This window comes from Pseudomonas alloputida (genome assembly GCF_021283545.2).
GTDB classification, from domain to species: Bacteria; Pseudomonadota; Gammaproteobacteria; order Pseudomonadales; family Pseudomonadaceae; genus Aquipseudomonas; species Aquipseudomonas alloputida.
In genome coordinates, this window is the sequence record NZ_CP128540.1 from 5,689,909 (window position 1) to 5,708,186 (window position 18,278).

Consider the following 18,278-nt stretch of genomic DNA (forward strand, 5'->3'; position numbering starts at 1 on the left):
TCCATCAGGCACCAACCTGGATCCAACCAACGCCCCAAGACCTCGCACAGCCCCTCTAAACCGTACCTTTCGCCACTAGGCACAGCCCTTGCAACGCCCTCCCCGCTTGCCCAACACCATAAAAAACTCAGCGGAGAGAGCACATGAAGCGTCGCAGTCTGATCAAGGCCCTTACCCTCAGCGCATCGATCGCGGCGATGGGCCTGAGCTGGAGTATCCAGGCCGCCGAGACCATCAAGGTCGGTATCCTGCATTCGCTTTCCGGGACCATGGCCATTTCCGAGACATCGCTCAAGGACATGGCGCTGATGACCATCGAGCAGATCAACGCCAAGGGTGGCGTGAACGGCAAGATGCTGGAACCGGTGGTGGTCGACCCGGCGTCCAACTGGCCGCTGTTCGCTGAAAAGAGCCGTCAACTGCTGACCCAGGACAAAGTGGCCGTGGTGTTCGGCTGCTGGACATCCGTGTCGCGCAAGTCTGTTCTGCCGGTGTTCGAAGAACTCAACGGCCTGCTGTTCTACCCGGTGCAGTATGAGGGCGAAGAGATGTCGCCGAACGTGTTCTACACAGGCGCCGCCCCGAACCAGCAAGCCATCCCGGCCGTGGAATACCTGATGAGCGAGGACGGCGGCAGCGCCAAGCGCTTCTTCCTGCTGGGCACCGACTACGTCTACCCACGCACCACCAACAAGATCCTGCGCGCATTCCTGCACAGCAAAGGCGTGGCCGACAAGGACATCGAAGAGGTGTACACGCCGTTTGGCCACGCTGATTACCAGACCATTGTCGCCAGCATCAAAAAGTTCTCCGCCGGCGGCAAGACCGCGGTCATTTCCACAGTCAATGGTGACTCCAACGTGCCGTTCTACAAGGAACTGGCCAACCAGGGCCTGAAGGCCACCGACGTGCCGGTGGTGGCCTTCTCGGTGGGCGAGGAGGAACTGCGCGGCATCGACACCAAACCGCTGGTGGGCCACCTGGCGGCGTGGAACTACTTCGAATCGGTGGATAACCCGGTCAACCAGAAGTTTGTCGCCGACTGGAAGGCCTACGCCAAGGCCAAGGGCCTGCCAGGTGCCGACAAGGCCGTGACCAACGACCCCATGGAAGCCACCTACGTGGGCATCCACATGTGGGCCCAGGCTGTCGAGAAAGCCAAGTCCACTGACGTTGACAAGGTCCGCGAAGCACTGGCCGGGCAGAGCTTCGAGGCGCCGTCGGGCTTCACCCTGACCATGGACAAGACCAACCACCACCTGCACAAGCCGGTGATGATCGGCGAGATTCAGGATGACGGCCAGTTCAGCGTGGTGTGGGAAACCGAGCAGCCGCTGCGGGCGCAGCCATGGAGCCCGTTCATTCCGGGCAATGACAAGCGGCCAGATTACGCCGTGAAAGGTAACTGAGTGCATGGGGCTGCTTTGCAGCCCATTCGCGGGTGAACCCGCTCCTACAAGGACCGCGCAGGTTTCAAACCTTGCACCGTCTCTGTGTAGGAGCGGGCTCACCCGCGAAGAATCCAACACCGATTTCCAGGATTGCCCGCATGCTCAGACTCCTGCTCACCCTCCTGCTGCTAATCCCCCTGGCAACCCACGCCAGCGAGGGCGAATTCTTTCTCACCGCCAAGCCCGCCGAGCAGGCCGGCCTGCTCGAAGGCTGGGCAGCACAACCCGATGCCGCGCGCCTGCCGCTGCTGGAAAACCTGCGCCAAGGCCGCATCGCCACCAATGACAAGCGCAAGGTGCGCCTGAACAACCGCCTGCGCGGCCTGATCGACAACGCCCTGGCCAGCCACCAGTTGCTCAGCGACAACAGCGAAACCCGCCTGGCCGCAGCCCAGCAACTACAGAAAAGCGCACAACCCGCGCAAATGGCCTTCCTCGACCGGCGCTTCGCCGCCGAGCCGGACGCCGCCGTACAGGCCGCCCTCGGTCTGGCCCTGGCCAACCTGCAGCTGGGCGCCAGCGAGCCTGCGGTACGCCTGGCCGCCGTGCGCCTGCTGGGTGAAACCGGCGACCCGCTGGCCCGCACCCGCCTCGAAGCCCTGCTGCAGCCCGATGCAGAACTAGACCCGGGCGTGCGCACAGCCGCCGAAACGAGCCTGGCCCAGGTCAAGCGCAAACTGCTGCTAGGCGAACTGCTCGGCCAGGCCTTCAGCGGCCTGTCGCTGGGTTCGGTCCTGCTGCTGGCAGCGCTGGGCCTTGCGATCACCTTCGGCCTGCTCGGGGTGATCAACATGGCCCATGGCGAGATGTTGATGCTCGGCGCCTACAGCACCTACATGGTCCAGGTACTGCTGCAGCGCTTCGCCCCAGGCGCCATCGAGTTCTACCCGCTGATTGCCCTGCCGGTGGCCTTCGCCGTCAGTGCCGGGGTAGGCATGGCGCTGGAGCGCACGGTGATCCGCCACCTGTACGGCCGCCCACTGGAAACCCTGCTGGCCACCTGGGGCATCAGCCTGATCCTGATCCAGGCCATCCGCCTGCTGTTCGGCGCGCAGAACGTCGAGGTGAGCAACCCGGCCTGGCTGTCTGGCGGCATCCAGCTGCTACCCAACCTGGTGCTGCCGTACAACCGCCTGGTCATCATCGGCTTCGCCCTGGCCGTGGTGCTGCTTACCTGGCTGCTGCTCAACCGTACCCGGTTGGGTCTGAACGTGCGCGCAGTCACCCAGAACCGCAACATGGCCGCCTGCTGCGGCGTGTCCACCGGGCGCGTCGACATGCTCGCCTTTGGCCTTGGCTCGGGCATCGCAGGGCTCGGTGGCGTGGCTTTAAGCCAGGTGGGCAACGTCGGCCCGGACCTGGGCCAGAGCTACATCATCGATTCGTTCCTGGTGGTGGTGCTCGGCGGCGTCGGGCAGCTGGCCGGTAGCCTCTGGGCCGCGTTCGGCCTGGGCATCGCCAACAAGCTGCTGGAGCCGCAGATCGGTGCCGTACTCGGCAAGATCCTCATCCTTGCGTTGATCATTCTGTTCATCCAGAAACGCCCGCAAGGCCTGTTCGCCCTCAAGGGACGGGTAATCGACTGATGAACCAGCCACTGCTTGTCACTGCTACGCAAAAGGCCGGCCCACGCCTGACCCTTGCCATCGGTGCCGTCGTCGTCCTGCTGCTGGTGGCTTTGCCACTGTGCTCACTGCTGCCGGCAGATCATGCCCTGCACGTGTCGGCCTACACCCTGACCCTGGTCGGCAAGATTCTCTGTTACGCCATCGTCGCCCTGGCCCTGGACCTGGTCTGGGGCTATGCCGGGCTGCTGTCACTGGGCCATGGCCTGTTCTTCGCCCTGGGCGGCTATGCCATGGGCATGTACCTGATGCGACAGGCCGCCGGCGACGGCTTGCCTGGGTTCATGACCTTCCTGTCGTGGACCGAGCTGCCCTGGTACTGGGCCGGTACCCAGCATTTCGCCTGGGCCCTGTGCCTGGTGGTGCTGGCACCCGGGCTGCTGGCGCTGGTGTTCGGCTGGTTCGCCTTCCGCTCGCGGATCAAGGGCGTGTACTTCTCGATCATGACCCAGGCCCTGACCTTTGCCGGCATGCTGCTGTTCTTCCGCAACGAAACCGGCTTCGGCGGCAACAACGGCTTCACCAGCTTCCGCACCATCCTCGGCTTCGACATTGCAGCCCAGGGCACCCGCGCGGTGTTGTTCCTGCTGACCGTGGCCCTGCTGCTGGCCAGCCTGTACCTGTGCTGGCGCCTGACCCGCAGCAAGTTCGGCCGCCTGCTCACCGCCGTGCGTGACGCTGAAAACCGCATGATGTTCTGTGGCTACGACCCGCGCGGCTTCAAGCTGCTGGTGTGGGTACTGAGCGCCGTGCTGTGCGGCCTGGCCGGTGCCCTGTACGTGCCGCAGGTGGGCATCATCAACCCCAGCGAGATGTCGCCGACCAACTCGATCGAAGCCGCCGTCTGGGTAGCCTTGGGCGGGCGCGGCACGCTGATCGGTCCGCTGCTCGGTGCCGGCCTGGTCAACGGCATGAAAAGCTGGTTCACCGTGGCCTTCCCCGAGTTCTGGCTGTTCTTCCTCGGCGCGTTGTTCATCCTCGTTACCCTGTACCTGCCCAAGGGCGTGGTCGGCCTGTTGAAGAAAAGGAGCCAGCCATGAGAGGCGTGCCCCCAGTCCACCCGGAGTTCATGCTGGAACCGGTATTCGACAACCTCGGCGCCGGGCGCGATGCCATCGGCCTGGGCCAAAGCCGCAAGGCCGGCCTGGATACCCGCCACGGTACGGTGCTGAGCCTGGAAGACATCAGCGTCAGCTTCGATGGTTTCAAGGCGCTCAACACGCTGAACCTGTACATCGGGGTGGGCGAGCTGCGCTGCATCATCGGCCCCAACGGCGCCGGCAAGACCACGATGATGGACGTAATCACCGGCAAGACCCGCCCCGACAGCGGCACGGCTTACTTCGGCGACACCCTCGACCTGACCCGCATGAGCGAATACCAGATCGCCCAGGCCGGCATTGGCCGCAAGTTCCAGAAGCCCACAGTGTTCGAAGCGCTGACCGTGTTCGAGAACCTGGAGCTGGCGCTGAAGACCGACAAGTCGGTGTGGGCCAGCCTGGCCGCGCGCCTGAGCGGTGACCAGCGCCAGCGCATCGAGGACGTGCTGACCACCTTGCGCCTGCTGCCGCTGGCCCAGCGCCAGGCCGGCTTGCTGTCGCATGGGCAGAAGCAGTTTCTGGAGATCGGCATGCTGCTGGTGCAGGAGCCGCAACTGCTGCTGCTCGATGAACCGGTGGCCGGCATGACCGATGCCGAGACCGAATTTACCGCCGAGCTGTTCAAGGGCCTGGCTGGCAAGCATTCGCTGATGGTGGTGGAGCATGACATGGGCTTCGTCGGCAGCATTGCCGACCATGTGACCGTGCTGCACCAGGGGAGTGTGCTGGCGGAAGGCTCGCTGGAGCAGGTGCAGGCAGATGAGCGGGTGGTCGAGGTGTATCTGGGCCGCTGACCGGATTTGAATTTTTGGCGCCTGTGCCGGCCTCTTCGCGGGTAACCCCGTTCCTACAGTGGGCGTAATGCCATGGGGCGGTTCCCGTCGTAGGAGCGGGTTTACCCGCGAAGAGGCCGGCACAGGCACAGCATCCCTTTCAGGAACTCTCACATGCTCAAGATCGACACCCTGCACCAGTACTACGGCGGCAGCCACATCCTGCGCGGCCTGTCCTTCGAAGCCAAGATCGGCGAAGTGACCTGCCTGCTGGGCCGCAACGGCGTGGGCAAGACCACCTTGCTGCGCTGCCTGATGGGCCTGGTGCCCGCCCGCGACGGCAGCATCGAATGGGAAGGCAAGCCGATCACCGCGCTCAAACCGCAGCAACGGGTGCAGGCCGGCATCGCCTACGTGCCCCAGGGCCGCGAGATCTTCCCGCGCCTGACCGTCGAGGAAAATCTGCTGATGGGCCTGTCGCGCTTCCCCGCCCGTGAAGCCCGCGAGGTCCCGGCCTTCATCTACGAACTGTTCCCTGTGCTGGAGCAGATGAAACAGCGCCGCGGTGGCGACCTGTCTGGCGGCCAGCAGCAACAGCTGGCCATCGGCCGCGCCCTCGCCAGCCGCCCGCGCCTGCTGATTCTCGACGAGCCGACCGAAGGCATCCAGCCCTCGGTGATCAAGGAAATCGGCGCGGTCATCCGCCGCCTGGCCGAGCGTGGCGACATGGCGATTTTGCTGGTGGAGCAGTTCTACGACTTTGCCGAGGCGCTGGCTGACCAGTACCTGGTCATGGCCCGTGGCGAAATCATCCAGCGCGGTCGCGGCGAAAACATGCAAGCCGAAGGTGTACGCGGGCTGGTAACCATTTAATCTGCGAGCAACGACCTTGCGAGACGCTGTCATGAGCTACGAAATTCGCGATGCCCTGCACACCGACGTGCCAGGCATACTCGACATCTACAACGACGCGGTGCTCAACACCACGGCGATCTGGAACGAAACCCCGGTGGACCTCGACAACCGCCAGGCCTGGTTTGAAGCGCGTGCGCAGCAGGGCTACCCGATTCTGGTGGCGGTCGATGAAACCGGCGTGCTGGGGTATGCCTCGTTTGGCGACTGGCGACCTTTCGAGGGCTTTCGCCTGACCGTTGAGCACTCGGTGTACGTGCGCAGCGACCAGCGTGGCAAAGGGCTCGGGCCGGTGTTGATGGCGGCGCTGGTCGAACGCGCGCGCGGATGTGGCAAGCATGTGATGGTGGCAGCGATCGAGCGTGGCAATGCAGCTTCGGTGCGCCTGCATGAGCGGCTGGGCTTCGTGGTGACCGGCCAGATGCCGCAGGTGGGGGTTAAGTTTGGCCGCTGGCTTGATCTGACCTTCATGCAACTGGTGCTGAACCCGGGCGCCGAACCGACCTGAAATGCGGTCCATCGTGTGAGCATCGCGAAAGGGCTGCAAAGCAGCCCCGGCAATTTTGCGGTGGAGCAAAGATCTGGGGCTGCAAAGCAGCCCATCGCGACACAAGGCCGCTCCCACAGATGCCGGCACGGCCGGCCTACAACTGGATAAACCGGCCCAGCCGCTGCTTCAGCATGCTGTTCTCACTGCGCAACTGCTGCACTTCCTGCAACAGCTCCAGCGCCAGCGCCACCCCTTCCCACTCCAGTTCCAGCTCCTGGTGCAGCTTCACCGCTCGTTTGGTCACCAACGGCGCCTGATCGTCAAACAGCCAGTCCTCCGGCGTTCGCCCGGAAGGTTCGACAATGCCGTGCTCGACGATTTCGATCACGCATTCAGCCGTGACATCGGCTTCCTGACACAGGGTACGCATGTCCAGTTGAACGATCAGGGTGCTGCTCATGATCACTTACTCCATTGTGTCCTCGGGTTGAACGCAGCTTTCTCGGAAAGCTTGGTCCAGAGTTCGCGGGCAGATTCGTCCGACGCGGGCGGCATGACCACCTTGAGCTGCGCATAAAGGTTGCCGCGCTCTCCCTGTTTGTTCGCCAGGCCCTTGCCCGGTACACGCAGGCGCTGGCCGCTCTGGCTGTCAGGACGGATGGTCAGGTTGATCTTGCCATCCAGGGTCGGAACCGCCACCTTGGCGCCCAGGGCCGCCTCCCACGGTGCCAACGGCACAGTGATGATCAGGTCATGACCTTCGACATCGAACAGCGGGTGCGGTGCCATGCGGATGGTCAGGAACAGGTCACCGTTGGCCCCGCCACCGCTGCCGGGCGCGCCCTGGCCCTTGAGGCGGATGCGCTCGCCGTCGGTCACCCCAGCCGGAATCCTCACGTTCAAGGTTTTGGTGGTGAAGCCGGTGCGCTGGCCCATGGCATTGGTTTGCGGCACCTGGAAGCTGATCTGCTTGGACTCCTTGCTCAGGGTCTCTTCAAGGAACACTGCCAGTTCAAGCTCCACGTCCTGCCCCCGCCTGCCAGCACTGCGTTGCTGCTGCCGGGCGCCACCGAAGGGGTTGCCACCCGCACTGCGCCCACCGAAGATCGAGCTGAAGAAGTCGGAGAAGTCGCCGCCTTCGAAGCCGCCGCCGCCACCGCGGCTTTCCCAACCCGGTGGTGCCTGGAACGGCCGGCCATGCTGGCCGCCGTACTTGCGGATTTCATCGAACTCGGCACGTTTCTGCGCGTCGCCCAGCACCTCATAGGCCTCGTTGGCCTCCTTGAATTTCTCCTCGGCGTCGCGCTCCTTACTGACATCGGGGTGATACTTGCGCGCCAGTTTGCGGTACGCGGCCTTGATCGCCTTTTCGTCCGCAGTGGGCTCTACGCCGAGTATCTTGTAATAGTCTTTGAAGTCCATTTATGGATCACCAATGTGAATGTGCATGTTGCAACTGAAGATAGGGGTCAAGCATAGCCTTTCAAGACCGACTTGGGTTTGCCTCAAGGCAGACGACTGGTCTTGATTCTGTAGCCAACTGGCATACACTGCGCGGCCGTTTTGCCTCCGGAAGCCCATTTCCCATGTCTGACGTATCCCCGGCCCGCGCCCTGGGCATCGACTTTGGCACCTCCAACTCCACAGTCGGTTGGCATCGGCCTGGCGTCGAGTCGCTGATTGCCCTGGAAGACGGCAAGATCACCTTGCCCTCGGTGGTGTTCTTCAATATCGAAGAGCGGCGCCCGGTGTATGGCCGCCTGGCGCTGCACGAGTACCTGGAAGGCTACGAAGGCCGCCTGATGCGCTCGCTGAAAAGCCTGCTGGGCTCGAAGCTGATCAAGCACGACACCAGCGTGCTGGGCAGCGCCTTGCCGTTCAAGGACCTGCTGGGCATGTTCATCGGCGAGCTCAAGAAGCGCGCTGAGGCGGCCGCTGGCCGTGAATTCGACCAGGTGGTGCTGGGCCGCCCGGTGTTCTTCGTCGACGAAGACCCGGCTGCCGACCAGGAGGCCGAGGACACCTTGGCCGAAGTGGCGCGCAAAATCGGCTTCAAGGACGTGTCGTTCCAGTACGAGCCGATTGCCGCGGCCTTCGACTATGAGTCGAGCATCAGCCGCGAAGAGCTGGTACTGATCGTCGACATCGGCGGTGGTACCTCGGACTTCACCCTGATCCGCCTGTCGCCCGAGCGCCATCTGGTCGCCGAGCGCCAAAGCGACATCCTCGCCACCGGCGGTGTGCACATTGGCGGTACCGACTTCGACAAGCAACTGAGCCTTCAGGGCGTGATGCCGTTGTTTGGCTATGGCAGCCGCATGAAGAGCGGTGCGCTGATGCCGACCAGCTACCACCTCAACCTGGCCACCTGGCACACCATCAACGCCTTGTATTCGCAGAAGTCACAGTTGGCGCTGGGCAGCATGCGCTATGACATCGAGGACAGCTTCGGCATCGATCGCCTGTTCAAATTGATCGAACAGCGCGCCGGGCACTGGCTGGCGATGGAAGTGGAAGCCAGCAAGATCGAGCTGACCGAGCATGACAGCCGCCACATCGACCTGCGCCGCGTCGAGCCCGAGCTGACTGCGGAACTGACCCGCACGCTGTTCGAAGAGGCGATCGAAGGCCTGCTGGAGCGCGTGCGCGGTAGCGTGACCGAACTGCTGGCCAAAGCTGGGGTAAGCGAAGGCCAGGTCGATACGGTGTTCTTCACCGGTGGCTCCAGCGGCATTCCGGCGCTGCGCAACAGTGTTTCGGCGATGCTGCCGAATGCACGGCATGTGGAAGGCAATATCTTTGGCAGCATTGGTAGCGGGCTGGCCATCGAGGCGCGCAAGCGTTACGGCGCGGCCTGATTTGTCGTTTAGCCTGTACCCGCGAAAGGGCCGGTACAGGCCACTACATGATCAGACCAGCTCCGCCCGCTTCAGCTCACTCTTCAGATAGGCATAGTAGATGGGCCCCGCCACGACACCAGGCAGCCCGAACGCCGCCTCGAATACCAGCATCGCCAGCAGCAATTCCCACGCCTTGGCACTGATCTGCCCACCCACGATCCGCGCGTTGAGGAAGTACTCGATCTTGTGGATGACGACCAGGTAACCCAGCGCCGCTGCCGCCACCCAGATCGACAGCGACAGGCCGACGATGGTGATCAAGGTGTTGGACATCAGGTTGCCGATCACCGGCAGCAAACCCAGCAGGAAGGTCAGCACGATCAGCGTCTTGGTCAGCGGCAGGTGTACGTCGAACAGTGGCATCACCACGGCCAGGAAAATGCCGGTGAAGATCGTGTTGAGCAGCGAGATCTTGATTTGCGCGAACACGATGTTGCGAAACGCTTTCACCAGCAGGCTAAGACGTTCGAACAGCGCCGCCGCCAGGGGCTTGCGCCGGGAAATATCGGGAATGCGCTGCAAAGCGATGATGGCACCGAGGATCATGCCGATGAGCATCGTCACGAACATGTGCGCCATACCCTTGCCCACCAGCTGCAAATCGCTCAGGTGGCTCTTGATCCAGTCGCCGATGGCCACCTTGAACTCTGCGGCACTGGCAGGCAGGTAGCCCTCGATGAAAGGGGGCAACTGGCTGCGGGCTCGCTCGACCAAGGCCATGAACTTGTCCAGCGAGGCGCCGGGGTTTTCCGCCTCGTGCAGCAGGAAGCTGAAGGCACCGGCAATCAGCAGTGTCAGGGTGCTGACCACCAGCGTGCCGAGCAACGCCACGGCCAGCCAGCGCGCGCGTTGGCCAGCAAGCAGCGGTTGCAGGCGCGGGGTCAGCATGTTGACCAGTTCGAACACCAGCAGACCGGCCAGCAGGCTGGGCAGCAACTTCAGGGGCAAAGCCAGCAGCAGCCCGGCCATGACGATGATCAGGCTGGCCAGGGTGATCTGACGGGGGGTAAAGGTCATACAGCCTCGACGGCAGACAGCGGGAATGCCGCAGTCTGCCAGCCTTGGCGGCGCAGGCATAGGCGCAGGTCATTTCTTCTTCAGGCAATCGCTCATGAAGGCCTTGCGCTCATCCCCCTTCAGGGCTTTGGTGGTGGCGTCAGCATTGCAGGTCTTCATTTTTTCTTGCTGGGTTTGGGGCACATCCTTTTTCAGGCAGGTGCTCATGAACGCTTTGCGTTCATCGCCCTTGAGGGCCTTGGCGGTGGCGTCGGCGTTGCAGGTTTTCATCTTTTCCTGCTGCGCGGTATTGGCAGCGAAACCTTGGGCACTGAACAACACCGCCAGCGCCAGTAACGGGATTTGCAGCACTTTCATGGAGTGGTCTCCTTGGCTCCGCGCCCGATGCACGGTGATCGAGCTGAGTGTAGCCAAGAATGTTCAGCGCCCCGTCCGCGCCTGCCGGCGGTACTGCTCGGGCGTACACCGGGCCTGGCGCTGGAACATGGCGATGAACGCCGAAGCGCTGCTGTAGCCAAGGTCGAAGGCAATGGCCTGAATCGGCAGGCCGGCTTCCAGCGCTTCGATGGCACGCAGAAAACGCAGGCGCAGGCGCCATTCGCCAAAGCTGATGCCCAGTTCGCGCAGAAACTGGCGGGCCAGGGTGCGTTCGCTGACGTGTACGCGTGCGGCCCAGTCGGCCAGCGGGCGGTTGTCCCCCGGCTCGGCGCTGAGCGCGTCGAGCACCTGGCGCAAGCCATCGCTGTGGGCAAACGGCAGGTAGCAGGCCAGGGTGGGCGCCAGCAGCAACTGGTCAAGCAGTACCTGTACCAGGCGCTGGTCACGCTCGTCCTCGGCCACCTTGAGATTGCGCCGGGCGAAGTCACCGAGGATGGCCTTGAGGATGTCACTGATCATCAGGCTGCACGGGTGCGGTGGCAGCGCTGCGCACAGGCTGCGGTCGAGATAGATAGAACGGTAGACGATGGCCTGGGGGTTGTAGCAGCCGTGCTCGGTGTCGGGCGGCACCCAGACGGCGTAGTGCGGCGGCGACAGGAAGCGCTGGCCGGCCACATCCAGTTGCATCACACCGTGGGCGGTGTAGTTCAGCTGGCCCCAGGCGTGTTGATGCACGGCGCTGTGGGTGTCGGCAACGAACTCGTCGTGGCGGAAGTACACCGGGGCCGGCAGTTGGGTGAACTGGGGGATATCGAGGTATTTACGCGGCATGCTGTCTGCTTTGCAGGGTCGGTTGTCTGGATAGAAGTATAGGCTTGTAGACAGACACTCGATAATACAGGCCTATCGAGGACCTGCCTTGCAGGCCTTCGCGGGCTCCCCGCTCCCACAGGATCTGCGCCAGCCTCCAGGCCTGTGTATCCCCCGTAGGAGCGGGTTCACCCGCGAAGGGCTGCAAAGCAGCCCCATTCCAGCCCCCAGCGAGTACCCTGCTGCATGAACTACCTGTTCCCCCTCACCGCCATCCTCATCTGGGCCGGCAACACCGTGGTCACCAAGATGTCCGCCGGTGCCATCCACCCTGCGGAGATCGGCTTCTACCGCTGGTTGCTGGCCGCCTTGCTGTTCACGCCGTTCCTGCTGCCCGCCGTGTGGCGCAACCGTGCAGCCATCCGCCCGCACCTGGCCAAGGTGTTCGTGCTCGGCGTGCTGGGCATGGCGATGTACCAGAGCCTGGCCTACTTCGCCGCCGGCATCACCAGTGCCACCAACATGGGCATCATCCTCTCGCTGATGCCGCTGATGTCACTGGCGCTGTCCATCGCCTGGCTTGGCCAGCGCCTGAGCTACGGTGCCCTGCTGGGCGCGGTGGTGTCATTCTTCGGCGTGCTTGAAGTGGTCAGTGCCGGCCACCCCGCCAGCCTGCTGCAGCAAGGGCTGAACAGCGGCGACCTGTTGATGCTGGTGGCAACCTTGGCCTATGCGCTGTACAGCTTCCTGCTGAAGAAATGGCAGCTGCGCCTGCCGCCAATGCAGCTGCTGTACCTGCAGGTGCTGGTGGCCATCGTCGTGTTGCTGCCGCTGTTCCTGCTGTCAGACAAGACCGGCCTGAACAGCCACAACATCGGCCTGGTCCTGTATGCCTGCGTACTGGCTTCGATGATCGCGCCGCTGGTGTGGATGCAGGCCGTGCACCGCCTGGGGCCCAGCCGCACCACACTGTTCTTCAACTTGCTGCCGCTGGTCACCGCGCTGATCGCCGCCGTGGTGCTCGACGAACAACTGGCCAGTTACCACCTGGTCGGCGGCTTGCTGACCTTGGCCGGCGTAGTGCTGGCCGAACGCTGGACCACGCCGATCCGCCGCCAAGGCACTTGAGCTAAAGCCCCGCCGCCTTGAGCCGGGCTGCATGTTCGGTGAACAGCCGCACAGGCTCCGCGCCTTCGCCCACGGCACCGAGCGACTGGTTGACGATGTCCAGGTGATCGAGCGGGTAATCGTCGCCGATCACCTGCCCCAGGTGCGAACTGAAACGCCCGACCATGCCGTCGCAATGGCCCTTTTCCTTGATGAAACTGCGTGCGAACAGGCGGCAGAAGCGGCTGCTGCCGTCGAAGCGGTTGCGCCCCTGGTCTGTCAGGCCGGGCTGCAAGGTGCCGGACCAGGAGTAATAGCGTACGCCATTGACCTCATAGGCCCCTTCCCCACCCCAGGTTTGCGGCAGGCCCTGTGGATAAGCCTGGTTGAACAGCGCCACCCCGGCGCTGGTCAGCGACTGGTGCGAGGCGTGCACATCTACCGGCAGCGGGTCACGACGCCAGCCGGTTTCCAGCCACACCAGCAGCACGGCAAACCCATGCAGCACAGCCTTGAGGATGCGCCCCTGGGGTGAATTGCCCGGTGCCGTGCGTTCCAGGTGGTCGGCCAGCTCAGAACCATGGTTGGGCCCCGCCACCGACGTGACCGATGCCACCCGCCCCGGCCGTTTGGCCGCTGCGTAACGCGCGCTCAGGGCGCCCTGGCTGTGGCCGATGAGGTTGACCTTGTCGACGCCAGTACGTTGGCAGATGTCGTCAATGATCGCCAGCAACTGCTCGCCACGTACCTCGCTGGAATGCAGCGGCGAAACCTGCACCGGAAACACCTGCGCCCCGCCCTTGCGCAAGGCCGGCACAATGCCGAACCAGTAGGGGTAGAGCACCATCCGGACAAACCCGAGCATGCCTGGCACCAGCACCAGCGGGTATCGCGTTGCCAAATCCTGCTGCATTGCCGCAGCTCCTTTGCGTGTACGACGGGCCAACACTACAGCGGCCATCATGACCATCGCAATCGAACTCCTGGCGCGCGCTGTGGTTCAAAACCACACAGACCCTTTGCAAGGAGCGGGACCATGTACAAGCAGACCCTGGCAATCCTTCTGGCAAGCGCCACCCTGGCCGCCTGCGGCAGCCGCCCGGAAAACCCGGTGGATTACGTCACCTACCGCGATGAGCCGCTGGTCAAGCAGGTGGAGAACGGTATGACCATGCAGAAGGTCATCGCCATTGGCGGCAGCCCGTCGAGCGTGATCGACCTGCCACACGGGGGCACCTGCAACGACTACATCCTCAACCACGATGGCAAGCAGCAGCCCTATTACGTGCGCTTCGATGCCACCGGCCATGTGGATGCCAAAGGCTTCAAGACCTGCAAGCAACGCCAGGAGGACAGCGACGCCCTGCATGGCGCGTAAGCCTGTGTTCCGACCCGACCCTGACCCCTGCTGGAGATAACCATGAGCAATGTTGAACTGACCGATGTGAAAACCCTGCGCGAGCGTGCACGCCAGCATGTGGAGCAAGGCGCAGTGACCGAGGGTTACCACGCCGACCGTGAACAGATCCTGCGCCTGCTTAATGAATCGCTGGCCACCGAGCTGGTCTGTGTGCTGCGCTACAAGCGCCACTACTTCATGGCCAGCGGCATCAAAGCCAGTGTGGCTGCCGAGGAGTTTCTGGAACATGCCAACCAGGAAGCCGAACATGCCGACAAATTGGCCGAACGCATCGTGCAACTGGGCGGGGAGCCGGACTTCAACCCCGACAACCTGACCAAGCACTCGCATGCCCAGTACGTGGCCGGCAATTCGCTCAAAGAGATGGTGCTGGAAGACCTGGTGGCAGAGCGCATTGCCATCGACAGCTACCGCGAGATCATTCAATACATCGGGGATAAAGACCCGACTACCCGTCGTATCTTCGAAGACATCCTGGCGCAGGAAGAGGAGCACGCGGACGATATGTCCGACCTGTTGCAAGGCCTTTGATTTCTGACACCCTCAAGGGGCCGCTTTTGCGGCCCCTTGCTATTTCCGTGCTTTCACCGCCGTCGGCGCCTTGCCTGCCTTCATCTGCTGCAACAACGGTGTGCACTGGTTCGGGTCATCCCCGCTGCTGGGCGCAATCAGCGCCAGCAACCCCGCCGCCGGCCCTGCCACCACCCCCAGCGCAACCATCCCTGCGCCACGCAACGCCAGCGGCAATGCCTGCACACCGGCGTTCGGCTTGGCGAACGGTCCGCGCACATACAGGGGGGAACGCAGCGAGAACAACCGCAGCCCTTTCGATTCAGGGGTGATGTTCAAATCCAGTTGCTCGGAAGCGAAGTTCGCCGTGCCGTCGATGTAGATGATCGCGTTCTCGGTATCGAAGATGAACAGCCGCGTAGTCGCCAGGCCATCCTTGATGCCCACATCGGCCGCCGCACAGTTGATTTTCACGTCCTCATCACCAAACAGCTTGCCGACCACATAGTTGCCCACGTTCAAGCCTGCAATTTCCATCAGGCTGCGGCTGATGGCGCCATCGTTGATCAGCATGCGCAAGTCGCCATTGGCTGTACCCAGCAAGGCGGCTACCGAGTTGCCACGGCCGCTGATGTCGGCGTCGCCATTGAGCTCACCAAAGCTGGTCTGCATTGGCGCGAAGGTAGGGAACAGTTGCTTGAGCTTGAAGCCACGCGCAGTCAACTTCGCGCGCCCCTGCAAGGGCACGCTGCGCCCGTCCAGGCGGATGTTGGAGGCCAGGCTGCCGCCGGCCACGCCAAAGCGCAGGGGCTCCAGGCGTAACAGGCCGTCTTCGAGCACCACATGGGCCGACAGGTCAGTGAACGGCAGTTGCGCGCTGTGCACGATGCGCTTGCCAGCAAAGGTGACATCAGCGTCCATTGCCCGCCAACGCTCGGTGCGAAACGCCTCCACTGGCAGCACCTTGCCTGCCGGCTGCTTGCTGGCACCGCCACGGGCCTTCTGTTCGGCATTGGAGTCGGCACCGATCAGCGGCGCCAGGTCCTTGAACAGCAACTGGTTCGATACCAGGTTGCCGGACAGTTTAGGCCGTGGCTGGCTGGCAACGAAGGCCAGGTCCCCATGTATATCGCTGTCGCCGATCTTGCCGTTGAAGCCCTGGTAATTGAACGACGCCCCTTGCGCCGCCTGCAGGTTGGCGCGTAGGTGGCCGTCGGTGGAATAGGCCGGGGTGTCAGGCAAGGTGACGCCGGTCAATGGGTAGAGGTTGCCCAGGCTGGCACCCGACAAACGCAGGCGCAGGTCGAGGGCACCAAGGTTGCGCGGGTCGGTGAGGGTGCCGGCGAGCACCACATGGGTGTCGGCGATGCGCACGTCGGCCTGCAGCGGGAACGGCTGGCTGGCGTCCTGCAGGGCCAGCAGGCCACCGATCTTGCCGGTGCCGGACACTGGCTGGCCTTTGTAGCGGCCCTGGGCCTTGAGGCCGAAGGCATAGTCCTGAGCACCGCCGGCCTTCTCGGCGCTGGCCTTGCCGACAATCTCACTGAACGGGATTGGCTTGCCAAGCGGGTCGATCTGCACCTTCATGCTGGTTTTCAGGGTCTGGTCGTCGAAGCTGACGTTGCCCTGGTCAAAGCCGATGGCGCCGATGTCCAGCTGCCATTTGGAAGGTTCGGCGTTTTCATCCTTGGGGCCGAAGTCGAAGACCCAGTTGGCGCGGCCATCGGCCAGGCGAGTGAGGCTGGCAGTGGGCTTGGTGAGGTTGATGCGGGGTATGCTGATCTGCTGGAACATCAGCGGCAGCGGCGCCAGGCGAAACTCCACACGCTCAAGGCCGACCATCTTCGGCTCCTTGAGCCACTCGGGGTTGCCCAGCGTCAGGTCTTCGGCAATGAAGTGCGGCCAAGGCACCCAGGCACGCCACCCGCCCTCTTCGGGCTCGGTACGCCAGTGCACGGCGAGGTTGCCGTTGATCGCGAAGGGCCGATGCAAGGCTTCAGAGACCTTCTCGTTGAGCAGTGGCTTGACGCGGTTCCAGTCGAAGGTGGCAATCACTACCACCAGGATCGCCAGCACGGTAAGCAGGCTGGCGAGGGTCCAGACGAGGATTCTGGCGGGACGCGTCATTGCGTAATTCTCCTTGCGGCATGACAGAAAACAGGCGCTGCGATGGCCTCAATAACTCCGACTGATGAAAACCCGTGAGGTTTTATCAATGGCGCCATGATAGCGAAGTTTTTCCTGGCCCTTTGCTCAGGAATGTGTCGCGCCAGACTGCACATGTTACCCACCGCCAACAGGGGCCGGTGGTTGCCTGCATGGCTGCAAGGTCCGGAATAGAGGCACTGCAATCCTCTATCAATATGGTCGATTGTTACCATTACCCGTATGAACTTCTCTCTGGCGTTACGCGGCGTAGCATTGGCTTCGTACCCACTTTCCAGCCCCCGAGAGGAGCACCGAAATCATGAAACTCCATCTGCTGACCCTGACCCTGTCCCTTCTGGCCGCCAACGCTTTCGCCCTGCCGGCGTCCGAGCAACACCTGACGTCAGAAGCGCGCTCCAGCGCTGCCGAAATCGCCCAGCCGCTGAACACCGTAGCTGAAGGCGGCTCCGATCGCCTGATCGAACGTTCTGGCCGTGTTGCCGAAGGTGGCTCCGATCGCCTGATCGAACGTTCTGGCCGCGTTGCTGAAGGTGGCTCCGATCGCCTGATCGAACGTTCTGGCCGCGTTGCTGAAGGTGGCTCCGATCGCCTGATCGAACGTTCTGGCCGTGTTGCTGAAGGTGGCTCCGATCGTCTGATCGAACGTTCTGGCCGCGTTGCTGAAGGTGGCTCCGATCGTCTGATCGAACGTTCTGGCCGTGTTGCCGAAGGTGGCTCGGATCGTCTGATCGAACAAGCTGGCCGTGTTGCCGAAGGCGGCTCCGATCGTCTGATCGAACAAGCTGGCCGTGTCGCTGAAGGTGGCTCGGATCGCCTGGTTGAACTCAGCCGTGTGAGCTGATCGCCATGGCCGAAAAGAACAACTTCTGTCACAACGCTTGCTCCCCTCCAGGCCCGGTCCATTGACCGGGCTTTGTTTTTTTATCTAGAGTGCCCAGCCTGACCGTTACAGAAGCCCGCATCATGCTGCCGCGCGCCGAACAGAAGCTACAGACCCGCCAGGCCCTGCTCGATGCCGCCTGCCTGCTCATGGAGAGTGGCCGTGGTTTCGGCAGTATCAGCCTGCGCGAAGTGGCGAAGACAGCTGGCATCGTGCCGACCGGCTTCTATCGGCATTTCTCCGACATGGACGCTCTGGGCCTGGCCCTTGTCGCCGAAATCGACACCACCTTCCGCCAGACCATCCGCCTGGTGCGCCAGAACGAATTCGAACTGGGCGGCATCACCGACGCCTCGGTGCGCATCTTCCTCGACGTGGTAGCCGCCCACCGCGCGCAGTTCCTGTTCCTGGCCCGCGAGCAGTACGGCGGTGCACAGGCCGTGCGCCAGGCCATTGCCCGCCTGCGCCAGGATATCAGCGACGACCTTGCCACCGACCTTGCACGGATGAAGCGCTGGCAACACCTGGACAGCGCCGCGCTTGCGGTGATGGCCGACCTGGTGGTGAAGACCGTGTTCGCCACCCTGCCCGAGCTTATCGACAACCCGGAAGCGGGTTATCCACAGGCCCTGACGCCGCAGGAAAAGATCACCCAGCAATTGCGCTTCATCTTTGTCGGGGCGCGGCATTGGCAGGGGCTCGGCAACCCAGGCTACTGAAAACCCCACTTCTGCTA

19 protein-coding genes are annotated in these 18,278 nt (G+C 63.2%); 12 read left to right on the top strand and 7 right to left on the bottom strand.

Annotation, left to right across the window (positions count from 1 at the left end; genetic code table 11):
* Positions 1-143 precede the first annotated feature (143 nt).
* The 6 genes from urtA (at position 144) to LU682_RS26435 (ending at position 6,369) form a co-directional block, all read left to right on the top strand.
* A complete protein-coding gene (urtA, locus tag LU682_RS26410; RefSeq protein ID WP_003249642.1) occupies positions 144-1,409 on the top strand; it encodes an urea ABC transporter substrate-binding protein in 1,266 nt (421 codons plus the stop codon).
* 140 nt (positions 1,410-1,549) lie between these two features.
* Entirely contained in the window at positions 1,550-3,037 is a 1,488-nt protein-coding gene (gene urtB / locus LU682_RS26415; RefSeq protein WP_049586719.1) for an urea ABC transporter permease subunit UrtB, read from the top strand.
* Complete coding sequence (gene urtC, locus LU682_RS26420) at positions 3,037-4,116, top strand: urea ABC transporter permease subunit UrtC (protein ID WP_010955449.1); 1,080 nt, start codon at positions 3,037-3,039, stop codon at positions 4,114-4,116. Before urtB ends, urtC begins: the two co-directional genes overlap by 1 nt.
* Positions 4,113-4,970 (top strand): urea ABC transporter ATP-binding protein UrtD, encoded by an 858-nt coding sequence (gene urtD, locus LU682_RS26425; RefSeq protein ID WP_010955450.1) that lies wholly within the window; start codon positions 4,113-4,115, stop codon positions 4,968-4,970. The genes urtC and urtD overlap by 4 nt, the downstream gene beginning before the upstream one ends.
* Positions 4,971-5,123: 153 nt before the next feature.
* Positions 5,124-5,822 carry an urea ABC transporter ATP-binding subunit UrtE gene (urtE, locus tag LU682_RS26430; protein WP_010955451.1) on the top strand — a complete coding sequence of 233 codons (699 nt, stop codon included), beginning with the start codon at positions 5,124-5,126 and terminating at the stop codon, positions 5,820-5,822.
* 31 nt (positions 5,823-5,853) lie between these two features.
* Positions 5,854-6,369: a GNAT family N-acetyltransferase gene (locus LU682_RS26435; RefSeq protein ID WP_010955452.1), complete on the top strand. Its 516-nt coding sequence runs from the start codon at positions 5,854-5,856 to the stop codon at positions 6,367-6,369.
* Positions 6,370-6,505: 136 nt separating this feature from the next.
* On the opposite strand, the gene LU682_RS26440 is transcribed toward LU682_RS26435, so the two are convergent.
* Complete coding sequence (locus tag LU682_RS26440; protein WP_010955453.1) at positions 6,506-6,811, bottom strand: chaperone modulator CbpM; 306 nt, start codon at positions 6,809-6,811, stop codon at positions 6,506-6,508.
* A gap of 2 nt (positions 6,812-6,813) precedes the next feature.
* On the bottom strand, positions 6,814-7,773 hold the full coding sequence (cbpA, locus tag LU682_RS26445; RefSeq protein WP_010955454.1) for a curved DNA-binding protein: 960 nt from the start codon (positions 7,771-7,773) through the stop codon (positions 6,814-6,816).
* Positions 7,774-7,937: 164 nt separating this feature from the next.
* Between cbpA and LU682_RS26450 the strand changes: the two genes are divergently transcribed.
* Entirely contained in the window at positions 7,938-9,209 is a 1,272-nt protein-coding gene (locus tag LU682_RS26450; protein WP_010955455.1) for an Hsp70 family protein, read from the top strand.
* A 51-nt stretch (positions 9,210-9,260) separates the two neighbouring features.
* Here the strand turns inward: LU682_RS26450 and LU682_RS26455 are convergent, their stop codons facing one another.
* The 3 genes from LU682_RS26455 to LU682_RS26465 all read right to left on the bottom strand — a co-directional run bounded on the left by LU682_RS26455 (position 9,261) and on the right by LU682_RS26465 (position 11,477).
* The gene (locus LU682_RS26455) at positions 9,261-10,268 is read right to left on the bottom strand and encodes an AI-2E family transporter (RefSeq protein ID WP_014592570.1); all 1,008 of its coding nucleotides are present in this window, start codon (positions 10,266-10,268) and stop codon (positions 9,261-9,263) included.
* A 69-nt stretch (positions 10,269-10,337) separates the two neighbouring features.
* Positions 10,338-10,625, bottom strand: a complete 288-nt coding sequence (locus LU682_RS26460; RefSeq protein WP_014592571.1) for a PsiF family protein — start codon at positions 10,623-10,625, stop codon at positions 10,338-10,340.
* A 63-nt stretch (positions 10,626-10,688) separates the two neighbouring features.
* A complete protein-coding gene (locus LU682_RS26465) occupies positions 10,689-11,477 on the bottom strand; it encodes an AraC family transcriptional regulator (RefSeq protein WP_010955458.1) in 789 nt (262 codons plus the stop codon).
* Positions 11,478-11,702: 225 nt separating this feature from the next.
* Here LU682_RS26465 and LU682_RS26470 point away from each other — a divergent pair, with 225 nt between their 5' ends.
* The gene (locus LU682_RS26470) at positions 11,703-12,584 is read left to right on the top strand and encodes a DMT family transporter (RefSeq protein WP_010955459.1); all 882 of its coding nucleotides are present in this window, start codon (positions 11,703-11,705) and stop codon (positions 12,582-12,584) included.
* Between the two features lies 1 nt (position 12,585).
* On the opposite strand, the gene LU682_RS26475 is transcribed toward LU682_RS26470, so the two are convergent.
* Entirely contained in the window at positions 12,586-13,476 is an 891-nt protein-coding gene (locus LU682_RS26475; protein ID WP_060488934.1) for an esterase/lipase family protein, read from the bottom strand.
* A 123-nt stretch (positions 13,477-13,599) separates the two neighbouring features.
* Here LU682_RS26475 and osmE point away from each other — a divergent pair, with 123 nt between their 5' ends.
* Together osmE and LU682_RS26485 are read left to right on the top strand one after the other, a co-directional pair.
* The gene (osmE, locus tag LU682_RS26480; RefSeq protein ID WP_003249613.1) at positions 13,600-13,941 is read left to right on the top strand and encodes an osmotically-inducible lipoprotein OsmE; all 342 of its coding nucleotides are present in this window, start codon (positions 13,600-13,602) and stop codon (positions 13,939-13,941) included.
* A gap of 42 nt (positions 13,942-13,983) precedes the next feature.
* Positions 13,984-14,514, top strand: a complete 531-nt coding sequence (locus LU682_RS26485; RefSeq protein WP_004576962.1) for a ferritin-like domain-containing protein — start codon at positions 13,984-13,986, stop codon at positions 14,512-14,514.
* 39 nt (positions 14,515-14,553) lie between these two features.
* Here LU682_RS26485 and LU682_RS26490 read toward each other — a convergent pair whose 3' ends face one another.
* The gene (locus LU682_RS26490) at positions 14,554-16,620 is read right to left on the bottom strand and encodes an AsmA family protein (protein ID WP_010955462.1); all 2,067 of its coding nucleotides are present in this window, start codon (positions 16,618-16,620) and stop codon (positions 14,554-14,556) included.
* A gap of 340 nt (positions 16,621-16,960) precedes the next feature.
* On the opposite strand from LU682_RS26490, the gene LU682_RS26495 reads away from it, so the two are divergent.
* Complete coding sequence (locus tag LU682_RS26495; protein ID WP_232893478.1) at positions 16,961-17,503, top strand: phage infection protein; 543 nt, start codon at positions 16,961-16,963, stop codon at positions 17,501-17,503.
* 122 nt (positions 17,504-17,625) lie between these two features.
* Positions 17,626-18,261, top strand: coding sequence for a TetR family transcriptional regulator (locus tag LU682_RS26500; RefSeq protein WP_003249603.1), 636 nt, complete (start codon positions 17,626-17,628; stop codon positions 18,259-18,261).
* The last annotated feature ends 17 nt before the right edge of the window (positions 18,262-18,278 follow it).

Bases quoted from the DNA above. Each gene is read 5' to 3' on its own strand.
- LU682_RS26490 (WP_010955462.1), bottom strand. From the start codon at position 16,620: ATGACGCGTCCCGCCAGAATCCTCGTCTGGACCCTCGCCAGCCTGCTT.
- LU682_RS26455 (WP_014592570.1), bottom strand. From the start codon at position 10,268: ATGACCTTTACCCCCCGTCAGATCACCCTGGCCAGCCTGATCATCGTC.
- LU682_RS26465 (WP_010955458.1), bottom strand. From the start codon at position 11,477: ATGCCGCGTAAATACCTCGATATCCCCCAGTTCACCCAACTGCCGGCC.
- LU682_RS26440 (WP_010955453.1), bottom strand. From the start codon at position 6,811: ATGAGCAGCACCCTGATCGTTCAACTGGACATGCGTACCCTGTGTCAG.
- LU682_RS26435 (WP_010955452.1), top strand. From the start codon at position 5,854: ATGAGCTACGAAATTCGCGATGCCCTGCACACCGACGTGCCAGGCATA.
- urtD (WP_010955450.1), top strand. From the start codon at position 4,113: ATGAGAGGCGTGCCCCCAGTCCACCCGGAGTTCATGCTGGAACCGGTA.
- osmE (WP_003249613.1), top strand. From the start codon at position 13,600: ATGTACAAGCAGACCCTGGCAATCCTTCTGGCAAGCGCCACCCTGGCC.
- urtC (WP_010955449.1), top strand. From the start codon at position 3,037: ATGAACCAGCCACTGCTTGTCACTGCTACGCAAAAGGCCGGCCCACGC.
- urtE (WP_010955451.1), top strand. From the start codon at position 5,124: ATGCTCAAGATCGACACCCTGCACCAGTACTACGGCGGCAGCCACATC.
- urtB (WP_049586719.1), top strand. From the start codon at position 1,550: ATGCTCAGACTCCTGCTCACCCTCCTGCTGCTAATCCCCCTGGCAACC.
- LU682_RS26485 (WP_004576962.1), top strand. From the start codon at position 13,984: ATGAGCAATGTTGAACTGACCGATGTGAAAACCCTGCGCGAGCGTGCA.
- LU682_RS26475 (WP_060488934.1), bottom strand. From the start codon at position 13,476: ATGCAGCAGGATTTGGCAACGCGATACCCGCTGGTGCTGGTGCCAGGC.
- LU682_RS26500 (WP_003249603.1), top strand. From the start codon at position 17,626: ATGCTGCCGCGCGCCGAACAGAAGCTACAGACCCGCCAGGCCCTGCTC.
- urtA (WP_003249642.1), top strand. From the start codon at position 144: ATGAAGCGTCGCAGTCTGATCAAGGCCCTTACCCTCAGCGCATCGATC.
- LU682_RS26450 (WP_010955455.1), top strand. From the start codon at position 7,938: ATGTCTGACGTATCCCCGGCCCGCGCCCTGGGCATCGACTTTGGCACC.
- LU682_RS26495 (WP_232893478.1), top strand. From the start codon at position 16,961: ATGAAACTCCATCTGCTGACCCTGACCCTGTCCCTTCTGGCCGCCAAC.
- LU682_RS26460 (WP_014592571.1), bottom strand. From the start codon at position 10,625: ATGAAAGTGCTGCAAATCCCGTTACTGGCGCTGGCGGTGTTGTTCAGT.
- cbpA (WP_010955454.1), bottom strand. From the start codon at position 7,773: ATGGACTTCAAAGACTATTACAAGATACTCGGCGTAGAGCCCACTGCG.
- LU682_RS26470 (WP_010955459.1), top strand. From the start codon at position 11,703: ATGAACTACCTGTTCCCCCTCACCGCCATCCTCATCTGGGCCGGCAAC.